Here is a 21,993-nt window from a genome sequence, read left to right on the forward strand (position 1 = left end):
AAAAAACTGCATTCGCACACTCATAGTTGTCGAATCAAACCTTTTCCACAAATCCATCCAGCACACGCTTTTGTCCGGCGCGGTCAAAATCGATGGTCAATTTGTTACCCTCGATGGCGGAGATGTTGCCATTGCCGAATTTGATATGGAAAACGCGGTCTCCGACCACGAATTTCGACGGTGTGTCGGCAACCGATTTGGCCACCAGTTCGCCGTCGATCGTGCGGGCGCGGGGCCCGCTTTCGCCATAACCAATCCGCTCGACCGCATGGCCGGAGCGTGTGCCCCAGTTATCGCGGGTCGCGTCGGACTTGTTGGCCTGGGCACGTTTCCAGCCGGGGGTGGAGTAGTTGTTGGCGAAGGGCTCCGCCTTGTCGAAACGGGACTGGCCATAACCGCCGCGTCCGCCGTAACCACCGTAATTGCTGTCGGATGCCGCCACATCCACGTGCGCTGGCGGCAGTTCATCGAGAAAACGCGAGGGCAGGGTGGATTGCCACAGACCATGGATACGCCGGTTCGATACGAACCAGATATGGCATAGCTTCTTGGCGCGGGTGATGCCGACATAGGCGAGACGACGTTCTTCCTCCAGACCGGAGCGGCCGCCTTCGTCCAGCGCCCGCTGGTGCGGGAACAGACCTTCTTCCCAACCGGGAAGGAAGACGGTGTCGAATTCCAGCCCCTTGGCGGAATGCAGCGTCATGATGGAGACGGCATCTAGATTTTCGTTCTGCTCGGCATCCATGACGAGCGCGACATGCTCGAGGAAACCGCGCAGGCTCTCGAAGGCCTCCATCGAGCGGATGAGTTCCTTCAGGTTTTCCAGCCGACCGGGTGCTTCCGCCGTCTTGTCGGCCTGCCACATGGCAGTATAGCCGCTTTCGTCCAGGATCTGCTCGGCAAGCGTGGTGTGTTCGGTGTTTTCCAGAAGCCCCTGCCAGCGGCGGAAATCCTGCACCACGTCGAACAGCGCCTTGCGCGCCTTCGGTTTCAGCTCGTCGGTCTCGATGATGTCGGTCGCTGCCGCCAGCATCGGAATGTCGCGGGCGCGGGCGTAATCATGCAGATTGCGGATGGTCGTGTCGCCCAGGCCGCGCTTGGGGGTGTTGACGATGCGCTCGAAGGCCAGATCGTCGGCCGGCTGGCAGACAAGGCGAAAATAGGCCATGGCATCGCGGATTTCGAGACGCTCGTAGAAGCGCGGACCGCCGATGACGCGGTAATTGAGGCCAAGCGTGACGAAACGGTCTTCGAACTCGCGCATCTGGAAGGAGGCGCGAACGAGAATGGCCATGTCGTTCAGCTTGTGGTTCTTGCGCTGAAGCTGCTCGATTTCTTCACCGACGGCGCGGGCTTCCTCTTCGGAATCCCAGGCCGCATGCACCACGACCTTCTCATCGTCGGGGCTGCTGCGCTCGGTGAACAGGGTCTTGCCGAGACGCCCTTCATTATGGGCGATCAGATGGCCGGCGGTGCCGAGAATATGCTCGGTGGAGCGATAGTTACGCTCCAGCTTGATGACCTTGGCACCGGGAAAATCCTTGTCGAAGCGCAGGATGTTATCCACTTCGGCGCCGCGCCAGCCATAGATCGACTGGTCGTCGTCGCCGACGCAGCAGACGTTTTGCGGCTCGCCTTTGGGGCGCTGGGCAAGAAGCCTGAGCCACATATATTGCGCCGTATTGGTGTCCTGATACTCGTCCACCAGAATGTAGCGGAATTTCTGGTGGTACTCCTTCAGAATATCGGGATTGCGGCGGAAGATGCTGATGGGGTGCAGCAGAAGATCGCCGAAATCGCAGGCGTTCAGCGTTTTCAGCCGGTTCTGATAGGCCGTGTAAAGTTCGCGGCCCTTGCCATTGGCAAAGGCGCGGCTGTCGCCCTCGGGAATATCCGGCGGTGTCAGTCCCTTGTTCTTCCAGCCGTCAATCATGCCGGCGAATTGTTTGGCCGGCCAGCGCTTGTCATCAAGACCTTCGGCCTGGATAAGCTGTTTGATCAGCCGCACCACATCGTCGGTGTCGAGAATGGTGAAATCAGACTTCAGGCCGATGAGTTCGGCATGGCGACGCAAGAGCTTGACACCGATGGAGTGGAAGGTGCCGAGCCAGGGCATGCCCTCAACCGCGCCGCCGACCAGAACGCCAATACGTTCCTTCATCTCGCGGGCGGCCTTGTTGGTGAAGGTCACGGCCAGAATCTGGCTGGGATAGGCGCGTCCGGTCGCCAGAATATGGGCGATGCGGGTGGTGAGAACGCGGGTCTTGCCGGTGCCGGCGCCCGCAAGCACCAGAACCGCGCCGTCCAGTGTCTCCACGGCTTCGCGCTGTTCCGGGTTAAGACCGGACAGATAGTCGGGCGTGGGCCGGGCCTGATCGCGTGCCGCCATGGCGCGCGCGGCAATGCCAAGCCCGCCGGCGTTGCCTGCATCGGCATTGTTCGTCGCCTTGCGCGGCGCCTCAGGTTCTTCGTCGAAGAACGGCATATCGTCAAAACTGTTGCTCATGCGGCCCAATGTAGTGATTCGGGATATAAAGGCTAGAACCGTGTTCTGCTTTTATTCCGGTATCATCAGTCAAAACGCCTATTCCAAGACGTTTTTTCGTCTCAGGCCCGCCTGTCGGCATCAAAAGCCGTGTCCACCGGCAATTGTAGCGCCACGGCCAGTTGGTTGGTCTTGGCGGCAAGGGCGATGACGCGCATGAGATCGGCATGCTGTTCGCCCGTCATGCCCTTGGCTTTTGCAGCCGCGGTATGGGAGTGGGCGCAGTAGGAGCAGCCATTGGTGACGGAAACGGCGATATAAAGCATTTCCTTCACCAGCGGATCGAGCGCTGAAGGTGTGGCCATCACCGCCTTGACCTCGGCCCAGGTCTTTTCCAGAAGATCGGGGTCGAAGGCGAGGTAGAGCCACATATTGTTGATGAAATCCGATTTCCGCGTTGTGCGGATATCGTCGAACACAGCCTTGACGCGCTGGTTGGCTTCAGGATTTTCGGCTTTCGTTACGGTGCTCATGCATTCCTCCGGTCATGGCTATCTCAGCTGCAGATTACCGGATTGGCGAATGTTTGCGACAGAAATGGCCGTCAGTGCGCTTTCGACGATAATTCATCACAAATTACAATTATGTAAGGAACGGATTTGTGCGTTGCCTTCGTTAAGGCATGCGGGAATACTTCTACCGTTCCGAAAAGCTCTTTTCGGGGCGGGTTTATGCTGTGCGGATAATCGGAGAATTGTATGCGGGTGTGGAAACAGGTGGGTGTCTGTCTTGCTGTGGCGGGAGCAGGACTCTGTCTTTGGGGGTTTTATTCACCCGAAGCGCGGAATCTGCTCGCGGGTATCGGCATCGGCAAAACACCTGTTGGCGCGGTCGAGGTTGCCGCATCCGGTGCCAGAACACCCGCTTCGTCATCTGGACAGAATGCCGGCGCCGCACGTCGCGATGGCAATGCGACCCTGGTGGCGATGGCCCCGGTCAAGCAGGGCACGGTCAATGACAGGCTGAACGCCATCGGCAGTGGCGAGGCCATCCAGTCGGTTGTCGTCATGCCGCAGACATCAGGCACGCTTTCGGAAATCCGCATTTCATCCGGCGCCCGCGTCGTAAAGGGGCAGGTGCTCGCGCGGCTCGATGACGAGGAGCAGGTGATCGAGCGGGACAAGGCGCAGGTTGCGCTACGCAGCGCCGTCGAAAAATCGAGTTCCTACAGTAACCTGAAATCCGTATCCCGCCTTGATGTGCTGGATGCGCAGATTGCCGAGGAAGCCGCCAAGCTTGCACTGAGCACCGCCGAGCTGAACCTCAGGCGCCGCGACATCGTCGCACCGATTGAGGGTGTTGTCGGGATCGTGGCCGCCAATATCGGCGACAATGTCACCACGCAATCAACGATCGTCGGCATTGATGACCGTTCTCAAATTCTGGTCAATTTCTGGGCGCCGGAACGGTTCGTAACTGCAATTACCGTCGGAATGCCTGTAGAGGCCACCTCGATTTCACGCCCCGGCGAGACGTTCAAAGGTGAGGTCGAGGCCGTCGACAACCGTGTCGACGCCGCAAGCCGTACCATCCGCATCCGGGCACGGTTTGCTAACGACAAGGATGAGCTTCGAGCCGGTATGTCCTTCGGCGTTACCATGCGTTTTGCCGGAGAGACCTATGCATCCGTCGATCCGCTGGCCGTGCAGTGGGATGCCGAAGGTTCCTATGTCTGGCGCGTGACCGACAATAAATCGGCCAAGGTGCGGGTGCAGATCGTGCAGCGTAACCCCGACGCCGTTCTCGTGAAAGCGGAACTGGCGGAAGGCGATCAGGTCGTGACCGAAGGATTGCAGCGGGTGCGGGAGGGTGGTGCCGTCCGTGTCGCAAGCCAGCCGAAGCCCGAGGAGGTTGCCAGCCAATGACGACTCAGTCGCCTTCGGGTCAGGATTCCAAGCTCGCCTTCACCGCACTGTTCGTTCGCCGGCCCATTCTGGCAGCGGTTCTCAATACGTTGCTTGTGGTTGCCGGCCTTGCCGCGCTGGTTGGCGTTGAGGTGCGCGAGTTGCCGGATGTGGACCGGCCGTCCATCAGCGTCAGGACGACTTATGAAGGTGCGGCGCCCGAAACCATCGATCAGGAAGTGACGCAGACCATCGAGGGGGCTGTTGCGCGCGTCAGCGGCGTCAAATCCATCTCCTCCAATTCGCAATTCGGCACCAGCCGCGTAACGATGGAATTCGGCGACAATGTCGATATGGCCGTCGCCGCAAACGATGTGCGCGATGCCATTGGCCGCGTAACCAACCAGTTGCCTGATGATGCTGACGAGCCGCAGATCATCAAGGCGGATTCCGACAGCCAGCCGATCATGCGTCTTGCCGTCACTTCGTCCACGCTCAGCATGGAAGATCTGACCAAGCTGGTGGATGACGAGGTCATCGACCGCCTTGCCGCCGTCGACGGCGTGGCGGATGTGGAGCTTTACGGCGATCAGGAAAAAGTCTTCCGCGTCGATCTCAATCAGGCCGCACTTGCCAGCCGTGGTCTGACGGTGACGGATATTTCGACCGCGCTGGCCAGTGCCGCGCTGGATGTGCCGGCGGGATCGCTGAAAAGTTCGACGCAGGACATCGTCGTGCGCGCGACCGCGAGCCTCACGAAGCCTGAGGATTTTTCCAACCTTCTGATCAAGGACAATATCCGCCTGCGCGATGTGGCAACCGTGATGCTGGGTGCGGATGACGAATCCACCTCGCTGCGGTCCAATGGTGTGCAGGGCGTGGGTCTGGGCGTCATCCGGCAGGCGCAGTCCAATACGCTCAATATCTCCACCGGCGTGAAGGCTGCCGTCGAGGCCATGTCGGCCAACCTGCCGCAGGGTACGCGCATCGTGGTGACCAGTGACGACGCCGTCTTCATCGAAGGCGCGTTGCACGAGGTGGAACTGGCGCTTGGTCTTTCCGCGCTGATCGTGGTTGTGGTGCTCTACCTGTTCCTGCGTGACTGGCGGGCAACCCTCATTCCGGCGATCACCATGCCGGTGGCTTTGATCGGCACGATCATCGCCATCTACATGGTCGGATTCTCGATTAACATCCTTACGCTGCTCGCCATCGTTCTGGCGACGGGTCTGGTGGTCGATGATGCGATCGTGGTGCTGGAAAATATCGTACGCCGCCGTGCGGAGGGCATGGGGCCGCGCGCTGCCGCTGTTCTCGGCACGCAGGAAGTGTTCTTCGCGGTGATTGCGACGACGGCGACACTTGCCGCAGTGTTCATTCCGCTCTCCTTCCTTCCGGGCCAGCTGGGTGGCCTTTTCCGTGAATTCGGTTTCGTTCTCGCCTTCGCTGTCGGTCTTTCCTCCATCGTGGCCCTGACGCTTTGTCCGATGCTCGCTTCGCGGATGCTGAAAGACGGATTGAAGGAACCCACGGGACCGCTGGCGTGGTTCGGCAATGTCTTTGCCTCCACCTACAAGAAGACGCTTTCCGCCTGCCTCAACAACCCGCTCATCGTCATCATCGTTGCGCTCGTCTTTTCGGGCCTGTCTTGGATTGCCTTCGGCATGATCCAGAACGAACTGACGCCGCGCGAGGACCGCGCCTCGGTGATGATGCGTGTGACGGCGCCGCAGGGTGTCAGCCTCGACTATACGCGCGACCAGTTGCAGCGGATCGAAGAAAATCTCCAGCCGCTGCGCGACAGTGGCGAAATCCGCAATATTTACTCCATCACCGGTATGAACGGTTCCTCCAACACCGGTTTTCTGGTGCTGACGCTGGCGCCGTGGGCTGATCGCGACCGCACGCAGAACCAGATTGCCGCCGACGTTACCGCTGCCGCCAACAAGGTGCCGGCGCTGCGCGGCAACGCCATGCAGCCGAACAGCCTGCGCATTCGCGGTGCGGGCAACGGCCTGCAGATGGCAATGGTCGGCAGCAATTATCAGGCACTGACAGCTGCAACGCAGAAACTACTGCTTTCCATGGAGGAAAGCGGCCTGTTCGAAACGCCGCGTTTGGACAACGAGCCCAACCAGGCGCAGCTATCCGTTTCCATCGACCGTGAGCGCGCCTCCGATCTCGGCATTGATATCACCGGCCTGTCACGCGCCATGCAATCGCTGCTGGAAGGACGTTCGGTTGTCGACGTCTTCGTGGATGGGGATGCAATCCCGGTCCGGCTGCTGTCCTCCACCCGGCCGATCAACGACCCGACCGATCTCGAAAACGTCTTCCTGAAAACGGGTGACGGCAAGATCGTGCCGATGTCGGTCATTGCCACCCTGAAGGAAAATGCGGTGGCGCCGCAGCTGAACCGCGAGCAGCAGCTTCCCTCCGTCGGCTTTACCGCCAATCTCAAGGACGGCGTTTCGCTCGGTCAGGCTTTGGAAAAGGTGAACGAGCTCTCACAATCCCTCCTGCCGCCCGGCGCCCGCCTTCTGCCGCTCGGCGAGGCGGCGACGCTTGAGGAGAATTCGAGCGGCATGCTGCTGACCTTCGGTTTCGCCATCGCCATCATCTTCCTTGTCCTGGCCGCGCAGTTCGAAAGTGTCCTGAGTTCGATCATCATCATGTCGACGGTGCCGCTCGGTCTTGCCTGCGCCGTCATCGCGCTGCTCGTCACCGGATCGAGCCTCAACGTTTATAGCCAGATCGGGCTTGTGCTTCTGGTGGGCGTGATGGCGAAGAACGGCATTCTCATCGTGGAATTCGCCAACCATCTGCGTGACCAGGGCGCCACCGTGCGCGAAGCCATCGAAAAAGCCACCAGCATCCGCCTGCGCCCGGTGATGATGACAATGATCGCGACCATTTTGGGCGGCGTGCCGCTGGTGCTGGCGCAGGGAGCAGGGGCGGAAGCACGCATCGCGCTGGGCTGGGTTATCGTTGGCGGTCTGGGTTTTGCGACGCTGGTGACGCTTTACATCACCCCGGTCTCCTACCTGCTGATTGCCCGTTTCGCCAAACCGCAAGCCGATGAGGAAATCCGCCTCCACCGCGAACTGGAACTTGCCGCGCGTCGGAAGGCGCTTGAGGAGGACAAGCAGCTGCTTGCGGCGGAATAAACGGTCCTCGCCAAATGTGTCCCGCGCAATCGCGATGCTGGACAAAGCCTTAACCTTATCCCATACCACCCAACGGAATTTCGTAACGGATCGAGTCCGTTACGGCGGTATCTTGCGGTGGAGATGGACGATGGCGCTGAAAGATGTAGTCGCGGGAAAACGCAACGAGGAAGGCATCGCGTCGGTGCTTGCAGCGCTGAAGCAGCAGCTGGGTGACAAGCTCCAGACTGGGCAGGCGTTTCGCGAGCAGCATGGCCATACCACCACCTATCTGACCTTGCAGGCGCCTGATGGTGTCGTCTTTGCCGAAAACGCAGATGATGTGAAAGCTGTGGTGAAAGCCTGCGCGCTCTATAAGGTGCCGGTCATTCCTTTCGGTACGGGGTCGTCGCTTGAAGGGCAGGTCAATGCGCCTGATGGCGGAATCTGCATCGATTTCAGCCGGATGAATCGCATCATTGAGGTAAACGCCGAAGATCTTGACGTGACGGTGGAGCCGGGTGTGACGCGCGAGGACCTTAACGTCTATCTGCGTGATACCGGCCTGTTCTTTCCGATCGATCCGGGTGCCAATGCCTCTATCGGCGGCATGGCCTCCACGCGAGCCTCCGGCACCAATGCCGTGCGTTACGGCACGATGAAGGACAATGTGCTGGCCGTTACCGCCGTTGTTGCCAATGGTGAGGAAATCCGCACTGCTCGCCGTGCCCGCAAGTCGTCGGCCGGTTACGATCTGACGCGGCTTTTCGTCGGCGCCGAGGGCACGCTTGGGGTTCTGACCTCGGTTACGCTGCGGTTGCAGGGTATCCCGGAAAAGATCGCCGGTGGCGTCTGCACCTTCGACAGTATTCAGGCGGCCTGTGATGCCGTTATCATGACGATCCAGATGGGTGTTCCGGTTGCGCGCATCGAACTGCTTGATGAAGTGCAGGTGCGGGCCTGCAATGCCTATTCCGGCCTGAACTACGCGGAAAAACCGACGCTGTTCGTGGAGTTCCACGGCACCGAAGAGACGGCGGCCCTTCAATCGCAGCAATTTGCAGAGATCGCGGCGGAATGCGGTAGCGTCGATTTCCGCTGGACCAGCGATGCGGCCGAGCGCAACAAGCTGTGGAAGGCCCGGCATGACGCTTATTGGGCCTCGCGGGCGCTCGCGCCGCATCTCGACGGTTTGTCCACCGATGTCTGCGTGCCGATTTCGCGGCTGGCGGACTGCGTGGTGGAAACGCAGCTGGATATCAAGGAAAACGGCTTTCTGGCGCCGATCGTCGGTCATGCCGGCGACGGCAATTTCCATGTACTCATCCTGTTCGATGGCAAGGATGCCGAAAGTGTCGCCAAAACCGAAGCTTTCGTTGCGCGTCTCAATCGCCGGGCCATCGCCATGGACGGCACCTGCACCGGAGAACACGGCATCGGCCAGGGCAAGATGAGTTTTCTGGCCGAAGAGGCGGGAAATGCGCTGGATGTTATGCGCGCCATCAAAACGTCGCTCGACCCCGATAACATCTTCAATCCAGGCAAACTGTTCCGTCTTGTCTGATCATTCTCACAATTGATTGGTACAAAACGCTGCTTGCCGTTAAGGCAAATAAGAATAGGTTTGCAGCGTTCGCGAAGGGAGAAGCAGTTCAGTGCTCGGGCGTATTCTGGTTTTTCTGGGCGGACTGCTGGCCGTGGTGCTGTTTTCAGCGCTGCTCATTCCCTATTTCGTTGACTGGACCGATTTCCGCCGCGATTTCGAAGATCAGGCAAGCCGCATTCTGGGCAAGAAGGTGGTGGTGCACGGTCGCGTCGAAGCCCGGCTTCTCCCTTTCCCTTCGGTGACGCTGCATGACGTGCGCGCCGGAACGGATGCGGACGGATCGCCGCTCATTCAGGTGGCGCGTTTTTCCATGGATGCCGAGCTGGCGCCTTTCCTTTCCGGTGAAGCGCGTATCTTCGACATGCGCATCGAGGAACCCAAGGCCAAGATCCGGCTTTTGAAAGACGGCACTCTGGACTGGATGCGCGGCAGCCGGGCGGAAATTCCAGCCCGCACCGTGGTTCTGGAAAGTGTGCAGATCGAAGGCGGGCAGATCGAATTCATCGACGAGCAATCCGGCCGCAACCGTGTTGTGACGGGTCTTAACGCCGACATGTCCGCCAATTCGCTGGCCGGACCATGGAAGGCGGAAGGGCGCGCTGCCGTTGACGGGCATCCAGGCTCGTTCTCGCTGTCCAGCAGTGAGCCGGATTACGCCAATGGGCGCATGGGCCTGCGGATTCGCGTGGTGCCGGATGAACATCCGGTCGAGGTCGATCTGGACGGTGCGATTGCCGCGACTGCGGGAAAGCCCGCCTATAGCGGTTCCTTCGCCTTCAGTTTCCGTGAAGACCAAAAACAGAAGCAGCAGGCCGGGCAATCGCTGTTCTCGTCGCCGCGCACCCGCGGCAGCTTCGAACTGACGAATGAAAGCGTGCGCATACCGAGCTACCGCATGGAGCTCGGCGGCAACGAAAATCCTTACGTCGTGACCGGCGAGGCAACGCTGGATACCGGGGCCAAGCCGGAATTCCTGCTGACGGCGGATGGCCAGCAGATTGACGTCAATCGTTTCGCACCGCCCGTCGTGCAGACCGGCAAGACCTCGCGCCAGCCCACCGCCTCCGTGCGCCAGCGCATCGAGGCATTTGCCGCCATGGTCGCCCGCATTCCGGTTCCGCCGGTGCCGGGCAAGGCCAGCATCAGCCTACCGGCGCTGGTTTCCGACGACACGACCATTCGTGACATCCGGCTGGACGTGCGCCCTGATGGCAGCGGCTGGCAGGTGGTTAACGCCGTGGCAACGCTGCCCGGCAGGACGCAGCTGGAAGCCAAAGGTTCCCTGACGCTGCTGGATGGTCCCGCTTTCAACGGCAATCTGCTCGTTGCCTCCAACCAGCCATCCGGGCTGGCAAACTGGCTTTCCGGTTCTGTCGATCCGGCGATCCGCCAGCTCAATGCCGCCGGTTTTTCCGCCGACGTCTCGTTGACGACGCTGAACCAGCGTTTCGACAATCTCGAGCTTGCCATTGGCGATGCCTCTCTGAAGGGGAAGCTGGAACGGCGCTCTGACGGCAAGGCCTCCAATCTTTCGATCGATCTTGCCGGTAACGAGATCGATCTCGACGCCCTGAAGGCGCTTGGCAGCCTGGCGCTCGGCGATCAGGTCGGAAGTTCTGTTCTCGACCATCGCATCGACGCCAAGTTCAAGGCCGACCGGTTCAACATGGCCGGTGTGACTGCAAATCATGTGGAAACCGCCTTCACCATGGCGGGCGGCGTTCTCTCGCTTGAAAAGATGACGGCTGGCGATATCGCCGGTGCCGAAGTCAAGGCGAAAGGGCAGTTGCAGGGGTCGTTGCTGAAATATGCGGGCAAGGGCACGGTGAACCTGCATGCGACGGACATGCAGCCGTTCTTCGCTATGCTGCAGCAGAAATTGCCTGGTCATCCGTTCCTCAGCCGTCTGGCGGCGAGTTCGCCGTGGTACGCCAATTCCGACCTTGCCATGGATGTTTCGGTCAACAGCGAAAATGGCGGCGCCAATGTCGCCGTTTCCGGCACAGTCAACGGCAGCCGTCTGTCGGCCGTGGCCAAGATGCCGGATTTCCTGTCCATCACCGATGATACAGCGATGTCGCTGGAAGGGGTTTTGAAAAACCAGTCGACGGCGATCCTGTTCGGGCAGGCAGGGCTTGATCCTCTGCCGTTCGATGCCGACGGGGAAGGGCTGCTTTCCGTCAAGCTCAACGGCACGCTCGGTTCTCCCGTCCAGACCGATATCCGATTCTCGACGGAGCGCACGCATTTCTCGATGATCGGATCCTTTGCCGTTGCCGCCGCCAATTTCGGCGAGGGTAGTGCGGATCTGGCGCTCGAAAGCGCTGATATAGAGCCCTATCTCATCATGAACGCCGTTGGCCTGCCGCAGCTTGGTGGTGGCATGGCGCTGAAGGCGAACGGAAAAATTGCGGTGGATGCGCAGAAGATTGCGTTTTCCGCCCTCGGCGGGCAGGCGGGCGGCAACCCCTTCTCGGGCAGTCTGGCGTTCCAGCGCGCGGCCCCCCATTCCGTCACCGGTGATCTTGCCCTTCGGACCGTCGATCTTGCCTGGCTCGGAGATGCGATCTACGGACCGGTGATCGACCCGGAAACGGGCGCGCTCAACGCCAAGCCGCTGGCCATGCCGGCTTTCCCGCAACTCAAGGCCGCGCTGTCGCTGAAAGCGGAAAGTTTCGAGGCCGGTCCCTTCGGTACGGTCACGGGTCTTTCGACCAAGGTCACGCATGATGATGGCAATCTCGCGCTTGATGATATCGCCGGCACCTTCATGGGCGGAAAGCTGACCGGGCGGCTTGCCATGTCCACAGGCGAGGGAGCGGGCATTTTCCGCACCAAGATCGCGGTGAACGACGCCAATCCCGAGTCGATATTGTGGGCGAATGCCAACGGCCCGGTCGCGACGGGCCGGGTGGCGATCGATCTGACCGCCGAATCGACGGGCAAAAGCGTTGGTGAAATTTTGAAATCGGCAGGTGGCTCCGGGGAAGTGCGCGCCAGCGGGCTTGTGCTCAAAGGGCTTAATCCCGGCGCCTTTCCGCCGATCCTGCAGGCGGCGGAAGGCTTGCAGCAGCCGATCGACGCGCCAAAGGTTCGGCCGCTGGTGGATCAGAGCCTGTGGCAGGGCGAAATACCGCTCGGCAACGTAGCCCTGCCATTCACCCTGAATGGCGGCGCGCTGCACTTCCAGAATTTGCGCGCCGGGATCGATCCGGTGACGCTTACCGGAGATGCGACGGTCGATATTGCAGCATCGACCGTGAATGGCGATCTCGATCTTATCTTCAATCCCGGCACCGAAGTGGTTGCTGGCGCCGAACCGTCGCTGCGTCTCAACTATAACGGTCCGCTCGCCGCACCTGCTTTGACGACCGATGTTTCGGCGCTCGGCAATTATCTGTCACTTCGGGCTTTCGAAAAGGAACGCCGTCGCGTCGAGGCCATGCAGGCCAGCGTTCTCGAAAAGCAGCGCCTGCGTCGTGAAACGGCGCTTTATCGTTCTCAGGCGGCTGAACGTCAGGCTGAAAAGGAACGGGTGGAGGCGGAAGCCAAGGCCAAGGCCGAAGAGGAGGCGCGCCTTAAGGCGGCGGCAGAGGAGCGTCTGCGGCAGGAAAAGGAACAGCAGGAGCGGTTGCAGCAACAGCAGCAGCAGCAGCAGCAACCTGTTCCCGAGCGGCAATCAACGCCGGCCCTGACGGTGCCTCCAACGGAAGATGCGATCAGGCAACTGGCGCCCGAAAACGCTCCGGCCAATCCATAAGTTTGCTGCGACGACGGCGCATTTTGGAGAGAGGTTAGAGACCGTGTCTCAGGGCGAATTTTGACGCGGTCCGGGCAGCTGCCGCCTCGACCACTTTGCGAAAATTATCCGTTAGCCTGTTAAATCCAGGCTTCACGCTCGCCGAAGGGCGTGTCGGCATCAAAATTCTTGGTGCCGATCCTGCTGCTTTCCCCCGACAGGCTGGGCTTGTCCGCGCTGTTGCTTGAGGAAGCCGATTTGTCGGAGCTGTTTTCGAGTGCCTCGAGCTGCGCTTGCAGCGATGCAATAGTACTCTTCAGTTCTTCCTGTGCTTTCGCTTCGGAGGTCTGGGCGAGTTCTGACTGCTTTTCGGCAATCTGCGATTTCAGTTCGGCAACGCTTGAAGACGAGGTGGATGAAGAGGAGAGGACGGAAACAGCGATGCTCGTTCCCGAAACGGCTGAAACCATGGGTCGCCTCGTGGCGTGCGGATGAAAAGGAAAAGCTTGAAATACAAATCTGGAAGCAAGGCTACGCAGTACTGAAGCGCCTTGCAGTACAAATTAGCGCGCTAATGTTTAATGAATGCTTTCACGACATTATGAGTTTTCGGCAAGAATGTTTGTAGTCGGAGAATGGCTGGATATGAGCCGGCGCATATGCGCGCCGCTGCAGTGTCATCTTTCGATGCCACCTTGCAGCAAGCTCACTTGCTCTTCAGCCAATTCAGTACATGGACCCGAAGGGATGAGGACAGATTGCTGTCGGCTGGCCGGTTGTCGTCTATTTCCGCAAGCAGGGCGGCGAAACTGATCTTGCGCTTTTCGGCGATGATTTTAAGCTCGTCCCAGAAGGCATCCTCGAGTGAAATGCTGGTGCGGTGGCCGTGCAATGTCGTGGAGTGCTTGCGGATCATCAGATCAATCTCTCCGGCTGGTCCGGTTGGGAATCTGAATCATGTCGTGCCTGCAAGCCTCTGTTTAGCGGTGTTTTTTCCGGTCTTCCGAAAGCTTGCCCGGGCAGGCCGGCTCTTCAATCCCTGTCGGTCCTGTCATCGTCCTTTTCAAGCCGCCCCTGATCGAGCGCCTTTGCGGCTTTTTCGTTAAGGGCCGATGTGAGGTTTTTTTCCGCTTTGTTGCGACCGAAATACAGGCGGTTCTGATCCGCCTGTTTTTCTTTTTCGCTACGGGCTTTCTGCTTCCGGAACTGACGCAGATTGACGATATCGGCGGCCATGCGGATATGTCTCCTTGAGCTTCGCGCGATCGGGCAAAACGCCGTTATTGCTTCTTGCGGAAGGCATCCAGAGAAACGACAGAGCCTTCCTTCTTTTCCTCGCCGGACTTGGGCGTCTCGGACGTTGTAGCCGGCTTTGCCTCATGGGAAACGGGATAGGCGGTGATTTCGGCCTCTTCCAGTTCTTCCTCGTCTGCCAGGGGTACATCGAACTCAAGCTCGAAATTGACGGAAGGATCGTAGAAACCTCTGATGGCGTTATAGGGAACAACCAGCTTTTCCGGCGTATCCGAGAAGGACAGGCCGATTTCAAAGCCGATCTCCGTCACTTTCAGGTCCCAGAACTGATGCTGGATGACGATGGTCATCTGCTCGGCATATTTGGACTTGAGGTGCTGCGAAATCCGCACACCGGGCGCGCCGGTCAGAAATGTTATGAAGAAATGGTGGTCGCCGGGCAGGCGGCCGGTTGCGGCCACTTCACCCAAAACTTTGCGAATAACGCCGCGAAGGGCATCCTGTGCGAGAATGTCGTAACGGATATGATCCTGCCCCATGCGGTCCTGTCTTTCCCTTATTCGAACGTCTTTTAAAGCGCTGCGCACCAAGTGCGCCAAGGACGCTGTAACACTTTGAATCTTTGCGTAATCCGCAAGCCGGGATCAATTTCGATCCTGGCGGCTACGCATTACCCAAGTATACGCAATGTCCTGAACGGCAGCAACGGAAAAGCCGATGCTGTGTGCAAGTCAGCTATCATATAACCAATTCAGGCAAAATGGAGAAGGTGGAGGTTTCTGTTGCCAGGTACCTCCGAACCCCGCCTCACGGGGCTAACCGTGAGGACTTTAGAGCGGAATTCCCGCACCGCCATTAGGCAGCGAGAGCGTATTCCTTAGCGTTGTTGTCATTTGCAACTACACTTGTGACCCGATAACGGCGGTATCATGCCGAGCAAAAGTTCGATCTTTACGCCCTTGTCGATCCTATTTCGCCCCCATCAAAAGCCGGCCTTCATCTTCAAAAGCCGCCGGTTTTTGGTGGAGGCGCCGGGTACCGCCCCCGGGTCCAATAGGTTTATTACACCGACCGTTTATCGCCATAGCCGGGTTGCCCCGGCAAGGTTCATATAGGCGTTTCCCTTGGCGGAGAAAAGGGGCCGATGACAATTCCATGAAAAGATTTCGTGTTTGCCGCCCACAATTTAGACAATTCTTGACGACGAGGGATTGCTGACACATTCTCCCTACAACCGGTCACCACAAGCAACACCGGGCCGGGGACACACGAAGGAGTGGACATGACTGACTATCTCGCAGATGTGAAGAAATACGACGCAGCGGCCGACGAAGCGATTGTCGGCAAGATCGTCAAACATCTCGGCATTGCCCTGCGCAACCGGGATTCATCGCTGGTGTCCGCTTCCGATCCGGAAGAGCTTGCGCGTGTGAAGGCGAACTGGTGCGGCAAGAAGCTTGGCGTGACCGATGACAGCGCCGACAAGGCGATCGATGCAACCGCCAAGGCCATGGCCGCAGACCGCTCCAAGTCGCGTGTGACCTTTTATTATCTGGTGGCCAAGGAACTGGGCAAACTCCAGTCGCTCTGATTTTTTCGCGGGGATAAGCGACCCGCTGGTGATTGGTTCTGTCGCCCTGTGTTATTATATTCCCTTGATATCAGGGAATCGGCGGCAGAACACATGAAACAATATCTCGATCTTCTCCGGCATGTGATGGACACCGGCTCCGACCGCGGAGATCGCACCGGCACGGGTACGCGTTCGGTCTTCGGTTACCAGATGCGCTTCGATCTTGCGGAAGGTTTTCCGGTTCTCACCACCAAGAAGCTGCATCTGCGCTCGATCATCCATGAACTCCTGTGGTTCCTGAAGGGCGATACCAATATCGCCTATCTCAAGGAAAACGGCGTTTCCATATGGGACGAATGGGCCGATGAAAATGGTGATCTGGGTCCGGTTTACGGAGCACAGTGGCGTTCCTGGCCGGCGCCCGACGGCCGCCACATCGACCAGATCGCGCTTTTGATCGAGGCCCTGAAAACCAATCCCAATTCCCGCCGCCACATTGTTTCGGCCTGGAACCCGGCGCTGGTGGACGAGATGGCGCTGCCGCCCTGCCATTGCCTGTTCCAGTTCTATGTTTCGGATGGAAAGCTGTCCTGCCAGCTTTACCAGCGCTCGGCCGATATTTTTCTCGGCGTGCCTTTCAATATTGCTTCCTACGCACTTCTGACGCTGATGGTGGCGCAGGTCACGGGGCTGAAGCCCGGCGATTTCGTCCATACGCTTGGTGACGCGCATATCTACGCCAACCATTTCGAGCAGGCGAAATTGCAGATGACGCGGACCCCCAAGTCCCTGCCGACGATGCGCCTCAACCCGGATGTGCGAGATCTCTTCTCCTTTAAGTTCGAAGACTTTACGCTTGAGAACTACGAAGCGGATTCAACCATCAAGGCACCGATCGCGGTATGAGCGAGCCGCGCATCACCATCATCGTCGCGGTGTCGGAAAACGGCGTTATCGGCCGCGACCTCGATATGCCTTGGAAGCTTTCCACTGACCTCAAGCGCTTCAAGGCGATGACGATGGGCAAACCGCTCATCATGGGCAGGAAGACATTTCTCTCGGTGGGCGAGCGTCCCTTGCCGGGCCGGCCGCACATCATCGTCAGCCGAAATGCCGATTACAGGCCCGATGGCGTGGATGTCGTGTCGTCGCTTGAAGATGCCCTCGCGCTTGGCAAAAGCAAGGCTGCAGAACTGGGTGTGGACGAGGTTTTCGTGGCCGGTGGCGGGGAAATCTACCGTCAGGCCATGCCGTTTGCCGATCAACTTTCCGTCACCCATGTGGCCGTAAAGCTTGATGGCGACACTTTTTTTCCGGAAATCGATCCCGCCGTCTTTGAAAAAATCGAGGAAAATGCCGTTCCCGCCGGGGAAAAGGACAATTATCCGGTTCTGTTCACCACTTATTTGCGCAGAGCCGCGTCAAAGTGAACTATTTACCCTGATTGGGTATTTAGTTACCACCTCTGCGTTGAAACGCACGCTTCTCCTTCTTATAACGGGTCCATATTCCCGCCGCACGCGAGCAATCGCTTTCGAACGGGATCGGGAGAGGCTTTTATAAAGAGGTATTGATGCCCTGGAGCAATCAGAATGGCGGCGGCGGCCCTTGGGGCGGCGGCGGTGGTGGCGGAAACAACCAGGGCGGCGGAGGCGGCCCATGGGGGCAGGGACCTAACCGGCCTCGCGGCGGTGGCGGCGGCAATGGCGGCCCGCCCGATCTGGAAGAGATCATCCGGCGCAGCCAGGACCGCTTCAAGAATGTCCTGCCGGGCGGGTTCAATGGCGGCGCGATTGCGATCGTCGCTCTCGTCGTTCTGGTTTTCCTCGGCATTCAGTCCATCTACACCGTCCAGCCGGACGAGCGCGGCGTGGAGCTGCGTTTCGGGCGTCCGAAGGATGAGATTTCGATGCCCGGCCTGCATTTCCATCTGTGGCCGATCGAGACGGTTGAAATCGTCAAGGTGACCGAACAGCAGCAGAATATCGGTTCGCGCGCTTCGTCTTCCTCCGCGAACGGCGTGATGCTGACCGGTGACCAGAATATCGTCAACGTGCAGTTCTCGGTGCTCTATACGGTTTCCGATCCGAAATCCTACCTCTTCAACGTCGACAGCCCGGCTGAGACCTTGCAGCAGGTTTCCGAAAGCGCGATGCGCGAAATCGTCGGCCGTCGTCCCGCACAGGACATTTTCCGTGATAACCGTCAGGCGATCGCGGCGGATGTGCGCACCATCATCCAGTCCACCATGGACGGATACGGGGCCGGCATCTCCATCAATGCTGTCGCCATCGAAGACGCGGCGCCGCCGCGCGAAGTGGCCGACGCCTTCGACGAAGTGCAGCGTGCCGAGCAGGACGAGGACCGCTTCGTGCAGGAAGCCAACCAGTACGCCAACCAGAAGCTGGGTGCCGCACGTGGTCAGGCAGCACAGATCATCGAAGAGGCAAACGCCTACAAATCTCGTGTCGTCAACGAGGCAGAGGGTGAGGCACAGCGCTTCATTTCCATCTACGATCAATATCGCACGGCACCTGACGTGACCCGCCAGCGCATGTTCCTGGAAACGATGGAACAGGTCCTGAAGGGGTCCAACAAGGTCATCATCGACGAAAAACAGGGTGTGGTGCCTTATCTGCCTCTGAACGAGATCATGCGCGGCAATCCGGGCGCGGCACAGCAGGGAGGCAACTGATATGAGCAACCGTCTTACGGCCGTTCTCGTCGGTCTCGCCGCCGTGCTTTTCCTGGCCTATTCGTCGATCTTCGTCGTCACCGAGCGCCAGCAGGCCATCGTTGTGCGCTTCGGTCAGATCCAGGACGTGAAAACGGCGCCGGGCCTCTATTTCAAGCTGCCCTTCGCCTTCATGGATGCCGATCGGGTGCAATATATCGAGAACCGGGCGCTGCGCTTCGATCACGACAACATCCGTGTTCAGGTTTCCGGTGGCAAGTTCTACGAGGTTGATGCCTTTGTGGTCTATCGCATCACGGATGCCCGCCGCTTCCGGCAGACGGTCTCCGGTGACCAGATGTCGGCGGAATCGCGTCTACGCACTCGTCTCGACGCGTCGTTGCGCCGGGTCTACGGTCTTCGCGGCTTCGAATCGGCGCTTTCGGATGCGCGCGCATCGATGATGCAGGAAGTACGTGACGATCTGCGTCCCGATGCGGAATCGCTTGGCGTCAGCATCGTGGATGTCCGTATCCGCCGCACCGATCTCACGCAGGAAGTCTCGCAGCAGACCTTCGAGCGTATGAAGTCGGAACGTCTGGCCGAAGCCGAGCTGATCCGCGCCCGCGGTAACGAGGCGGCACAGCGTCGTCGCGCTATTGCCGACCGTCAGGTCGTGGAATTCGAATCCGACGCCCAGCGTCAGTCCGAAGTCCTGCGCGGTGAAGGCGATGCGGAGCGTAACCGGGTCTTCGGCGAAGCTTTCCAGCGCGACCCGAGCTTCTTCGAGTTCTATCGTTCCATGGCGGCCTATTCCAGCGCGCTGTCTGGAACCGGCACTACGCTGGTCCTGTCTCCCGACTCGACCTTCTTCCGTTATTTCAACGACATCAACGGTGCTCCATCCACGGCTCCGGCCGCACCTGCCGCACCGCCGGCAAATTGATAACGGATCGAATGATTTTGGAGGGGCCGGTTTTAACCGGCCCTTTCTTTTTGAGTGAATGGCTGGGTGGCAGCAAAGCGGAAAGGGGCAAAATCCTGTTGTCTCGCGCCCGGAAAGGGATATCCGTTTTCGCGCCGATGCTGTAGGCAGTGAGCAAGGCAGCCGGTGCTGTTCACGAAAAGGTATTTTTACACTTCATCATTCCGCCTTATGCTTTGACGATATATGCAGGGAATGACGATTTGAAACGCGAGGACGCTTATGGCCGTGACCCTTCTTTCGCCTTTTCGCAGCAGCATTGCCGCAGTCGCGGGCTTCGCACTTGTGGCGGGTAGCCTTTCGGCACCGGTTGCGGCATGGGCGCAGAGCCATGGGCCGGCATCGGTCGCCGATCTTGCCGCACCGCTTCTTGATGCGGTGGTGAATATTTCGACGTCGCAGAACGTCAAGACCGAGGGCAAAGGGCCTGTGCCACCGAAACTGCCGGAAGGTTCGCCTTTCCAGGAGTTCTTCAAGGATTATTTCGACAACCAGAAACCGGAAGGCGGCGACAAGGTCAGTTCGCTGGGATCCGGATTCGTTATCGATCCGGCTGGCTACATCGTCACCAACAATCACGTCATTGAGGGCGCAGACGCCATCGAGGTGATTTTCCCGAATGGTTCGAAGCTGAAGGCAACGCTGGTCGGCACTGATACCAAGACCGATCTTTCCGTTTTGAAGGTAGAGCCGAAGGCTCCGCTGAAGGCAGTCAAGTTCGGCGATTCGCGCAGCATGCGCATCGGTGACTGGGTCATGGCCGTTGGCAATCCCTTCGGCCTCGGTGGATCGCTGACCGTCGGCGTCGTTTCCGCGCGCGGGCGCAATATCAATGCCGGCCCCTATGACAACTTCATCCAGACGGATGCTGCAATCAACAAGGGTAATTCCGGCGGTCCGCTCTTCAACATGAAGGGTGAGGTGATCGGCATCAATACGGCGATCATTTCGCCGAGCGGCGGTTCGATCGGCATCGGTTTCGCGGTTCCGACGGAACTCGCCCAGAATATCGTCGAGCAGCTCATCCAATTCGGCGAAACCCGCCGTGGCTGGCTCGGCGTGCGCGTCCAGCCGGTTACCGACGACGTGGCCGCAAGCCTTGGCATGGAAGCGGCAAAGGGTGCCTTGATTTCCGGCGTGGCCAAGGGTGGCCCGGTAGAAAACGGCCCGATCCAGGCCGGCGATATCGTGCTGAAATTCGACGGCAAGGATATTCACGAGATGCGTGACCTCTTGAGGATCGTGGCGGAGAGCCCGGTCGGCAAGGAAGTCGATGTCGTGGTCTTCCGTGACGGAAAGGAAGAGACCGTCAAGGTACAGCTTGGCCAGTTACAGGATGCGCCCGATGAAAAGGCCGCAACCGACGATCCGCAGGCCGAGGACGGTGACGGCGGCATGGTCGTGCCTGATGACAAGGGCGGTTCCGACGATCAGGCGCAGGACCAGACGCCGGAGGTGCGCGAAGCGCCGCAGCGCGTGCTCGGCATGAACCTCGTAGTGCTGAGCAACGAGTTGCGGACCGAGAAGGGCATAGCCGAAAGCGTCGAAGGCGTGCTTGTCGCCAGCGTCGATCAGGGTTCGCCGGCCGAACAGAAGGGCATGAAGGCGGGTGATGTCATCGTCGAGGTTGGACAGGACTTCATGGAGGTTCCGGGCGACGTGCTTGTGCGTGTCAACGGCCTGAAATCCGAGGGTCGCAAGAATGCGCATATGATGGTTGCCGATGCACAGGGCAATCTGCGCGTCGTGGCGCTGCCGCTGGAGTAAAGCTTCTTTCGCCCGGTTCGGCAGGAATCGGGTGGCTGTGGTTCGGCTTGCTCTCTATTCCTCGGTCTCCGGCAAAGGAGGCCAAGGATATGAAATTATTAGAAAACAAGGTTGCGATCATCACTGGCGCGTCATCCGGCATCGGCCGGGCGACGGCAAGCCTGTTTGCCGAACAGGGCGCGGCCGTCATTATCAACGCGCGTGGTGCCAAAGCACTCGAGGACGTGGCTTCCGCCATTCGCCAGGCCGGCGGTCGCGTTCACCCTGTCGTGGGTGACGTCACAGTTGCGGAAACCCATGCCCGTCTGACGGATGCGGCCATGACCGTCTTTGGCGGTCTCGATATCGCCGTCAACAATGCCGGTGCCGTTGGGGCAACAAAACCGCTTGCGGAGATTTCGGTAGAGGAATGGGATCACGTGATCACCGCCAACCTCACTTCCGCATTTCTCGGCGTGCGCAGCCAGATCCCTGCAATGTTGAAGCGGGGAGGAGGTTCGGTCGTCTTCATCTCCAGCTTCGTCGGCACCAGCGCCGGCATACCCGGCATGGCAGCCTATGGCACCGCCAAGGCGGCGCTGATGGGGCTGGTGAAGGGCATTACTGCCGACTACGCCTTCAAGGGAATTCGCGCCAATGCACTGCTTCCCGGCGGAGTCGATACGCCGATGGCGGGAGATGCGGCCCAGAAGGAGTGGGCTGCGGGGCTGCATGCGATGAAGCGCATTGCGGAACCGGAGGAACTGGCGCAGGCCGCCCTTTTTCTCTCCAGCCCCATGTCGAGCTTTGTTGCCGGATCGGCCCTGTTTGCCGACGGCGGAAATGCGGCGGTGAAGTAATTGCCGAACTGGCGGACG

At 59.4% G+C, this 21,993-nt stretch carries 17 protein-coding genes and 1 other RNA gene; 11 read left to right on the plus strand and 7 right to left on the minus strand.

From position 1 onward, the window contains the following. Window positions 1-34 precede the first annotated feature (34 nt). Window positions 35-2,509, minus strand: coding sequence for an ATP-dependent helicase (locus F617_RS0110835; protein WP_025594016.1), 2,475 nt, complete (start codon window positions 2,507-2,509; stop codon window positions 35-37). Window positions 2,510-2,610: 101 nt separating this feature from the next. Then, on the minus strand, window positions 2,611-3,021 hold the full coding sequence (locus F617_RS0110840; protein ID WP_019565307.1) for a carboxymuconolactone decarboxylase family protein: 411 nt from the start codon (window positions 3,019-3,021) through the stop codon (window positions 2,611-2,613). Window positions 3,022-3,246: 225 nt separating this feature from the next. On the opposite strand from F617_RS0110840, the gene F617_RS0110845 reads away from it, so the two are divergent. The 4 genes from F617_RS0110845 (at window position 3,247) to F617_RS0110860 (ending at window position 12,904) form a co-directional block, all read left to right on the plus strand. Beyond that, a complete protein-coding gene (locus F617_RS0110845) occupies window positions 3,247-4,413 on the plus strand; it encodes an efflux RND transporter periplasmic adaptor subunit (RefSeq protein ID WP_019565308.1) in 1,167 nt (388 codons plus the stop codon). Next, window positions 4,410-7,559 carry an efflux RND transporter permease subunit gene (locus F617_RS0110850; protein WP_003513144.1) on the plus strand — a complete coding sequence of 1,050 codons (3,150 nt, stop codon included), beginning with the start codon at window positions 4,410-4,412 and terminating at the stop codon, window positions 7,557-7,559. Before F617_RS0110845 ends, F617_RS0110850 begins: the two co-directional genes overlap by 4 nt. A 130-nt stretch (window positions 7,560-7,689) precedes the next feature. Beyond that, window positions 7,690-9,102, plus strand: a complete 1,413-nt coding sequence (locus F617_RS0110855; RefSeq protein WP_019565309.1) for an FAD-binding oxidoreductase — start codon at window positions 7,690-7,692, stop codon at window positions 9,100-9,102. A gap of 91 nt (window positions 9,103-9,193) precedes the next feature. Beyond that, window positions 9,194-12,904 (plus strand): AsmA-like C-terminal region-containing protein, encoded by a 3,711-nt coding sequence (locus tag F617_RS0110860; RefSeq protein WP_019565310.1) that lies wholly within the window; start codon window positions 9,194-9,196, stop codon window positions 12,902-12,904. Window positions 12,905-13,023: 119 nt separating this feature from the next. Here F617_RS0110860 and F617_RS0110865 read toward each other — a convergent pair whose 3' ends face one another. The 5 genes from F617_RS0110865 to ssrA form a co-directional block, all read right to left on the minus strand. Then, on the minus strand, window positions 13,024-13,353 hold the full coding sequence (locus F617_RS0110865; protein WP_019565311.1) for a hypothetical protein: 330 nt from the start codon (window positions 13,351-13,353) through the stop codon (window positions 13,024-13,026). Window positions 13,354-13,589: 236 nt separating this feature from the next. Continuing rightward, window positions 13,590-13,799, minus strand: coding sequence for a ribbon-helix-helix domain-containing protein (locus F617_RS0110870; protein ID WP_013636481.1), 210 nt, complete (start codon window positions 13,797-13,799; stop codon window positions 13,590-13,592). Window positions 13,800-13,915: 116 nt separating this feature from the next. Continuing rightward, window positions 13,916-14,119, minus strand: coding sequence for a DUF4169 family protein (locus F617_RS0110875; RefSeq protein ID WP_019565312.1), 204 nt, complete (start codon window positions 14,117-14,119; stop codon window positions 13,916-13,918). A 44-nt stretch (window positions 14,120-14,163) separates the two neighbouring features. Beyond that, window positions 14,164-14,676 carry an SspB family protein gene (locus tag F617_RS0110880; protein ID WP_003513127.1) on the minus strand — a complete coding sequence of 171 codons (513 nt, stop codon included), beginning with the start codon at window positions 14,674-14,676 and terminating at the stop codon, window positions 14,164-14,166. A 229-nt stretch (window positions 14,677-14,905) separates the two neighbouring features. After that, window positions 14,906-15,278, minus strand: a transfer-messenger RNA (tmRNA) gene (ssrA, locus tag F617_RS27800). A gap of 141 nt (window positions 15,279-15,419) precedes the next feature. Between ssrA and F617_RS0110885 the strand changes: the two genes are divergently transcribed. The 7 genes from F617_RS0110885 to F617_RS0110920 all read left to right on the plus strand — a co-directional run bounded on the left by F617_RS0110885 (window position 15,420) and on the right by F617_RS0110920 (window position 21,975). Next, window positions 15,420-15,728: a DUF2853 family protein gene (locus tag F617_RS0110885; protein WP_003513125.1), complete on the plus strand. Its 309-nt coding sequence runs from the start codon at window positions 15,420-15,422 to the stop codon at window positions 15,726-15,728. 93 nt (window positions 15,729-15,821) lie between these two features. After that, window positions 15,822-16,616 (plus strand): thymidylate synthase, encoded by a 795-nt coding sequence (locus tag F617_RS0110890; RefSeq protein ID WP_019565313.1) that lies wholly within the window; start codon window positions 15,822-15,824, stop codon window positions 16,614-16,616. Continuing rightward, on the plus strand, window positions 16,613-17,140 hold the full coding sequence (locus F617_RS0110895) for a dihydrofolate reductase (protein ID WP_019565314.1): 528 nt from the start codon (window positions 16,613-16,615) through the stop codon (window positions 17,138-17,140). Before F617_RS0110890 ends, F617_RS0110895 begins: the two co-directional genes overlap by 4 nt. 143 nt (window positions 17,141-17,283) lie before the next feature. Beyond that, complete coding sequence (gene hflK / locus F617_RS0110900; RefSeq protein WP_003513120.1) at window positions 17,284-18,405, plus strand: FtsH protease activity modulator HflK; 1,122 nt, start codon at window positions 17,284-17,286, stop codon at window positions 18,403-18,405. A gap of 1 nt (window position 18,406) precedes the next feature. Then, a complete protein-coding gene (gene hflC / locus F617_RS0110905) occupies window positions 18,407-19,330 on the plus strand; it encodes a protease modulator HflC (RefSeq protein ID WP_003513118.1) in 924 nt (307 codons plus the stop codon). Window positions 19,331-19,591: 261 nt separating this feature from the next. Then, complete coding sequence (locus F617_RS0110915; protein WP_019565315.1) at window positions 19,592-21,136, plus strand: Do family serine endopeptidase; 1,545 nt, start codon at window positions 19,592-19,594, stop codon at window positions 21,134-21,136. Window positions 21,137-21,225: 89 nt separating this feature from the next. Next, entirely contained in the window at window positions 21,226-21,975 is a 750-nt protein-coding gene (locus F617_RS0110920; RefSeq protein ID WP_019565316.1) for an SDR family oxidoreductase, read from the plus strand. The last annotated feature ends 18 nt before the right edge of the window (window positions 21,976-21,993 follow it).

The organism is Agrobacterium sp. 10MFCol1.1 (assembly GCF_000381165.1).
Lineage (GTDB): Bacteria > Pseudomonadota > Alphaproteobacteria > Rhizobiales > Rhizobiaceae > Agrobacterium > Agrobacterium tumefaciens.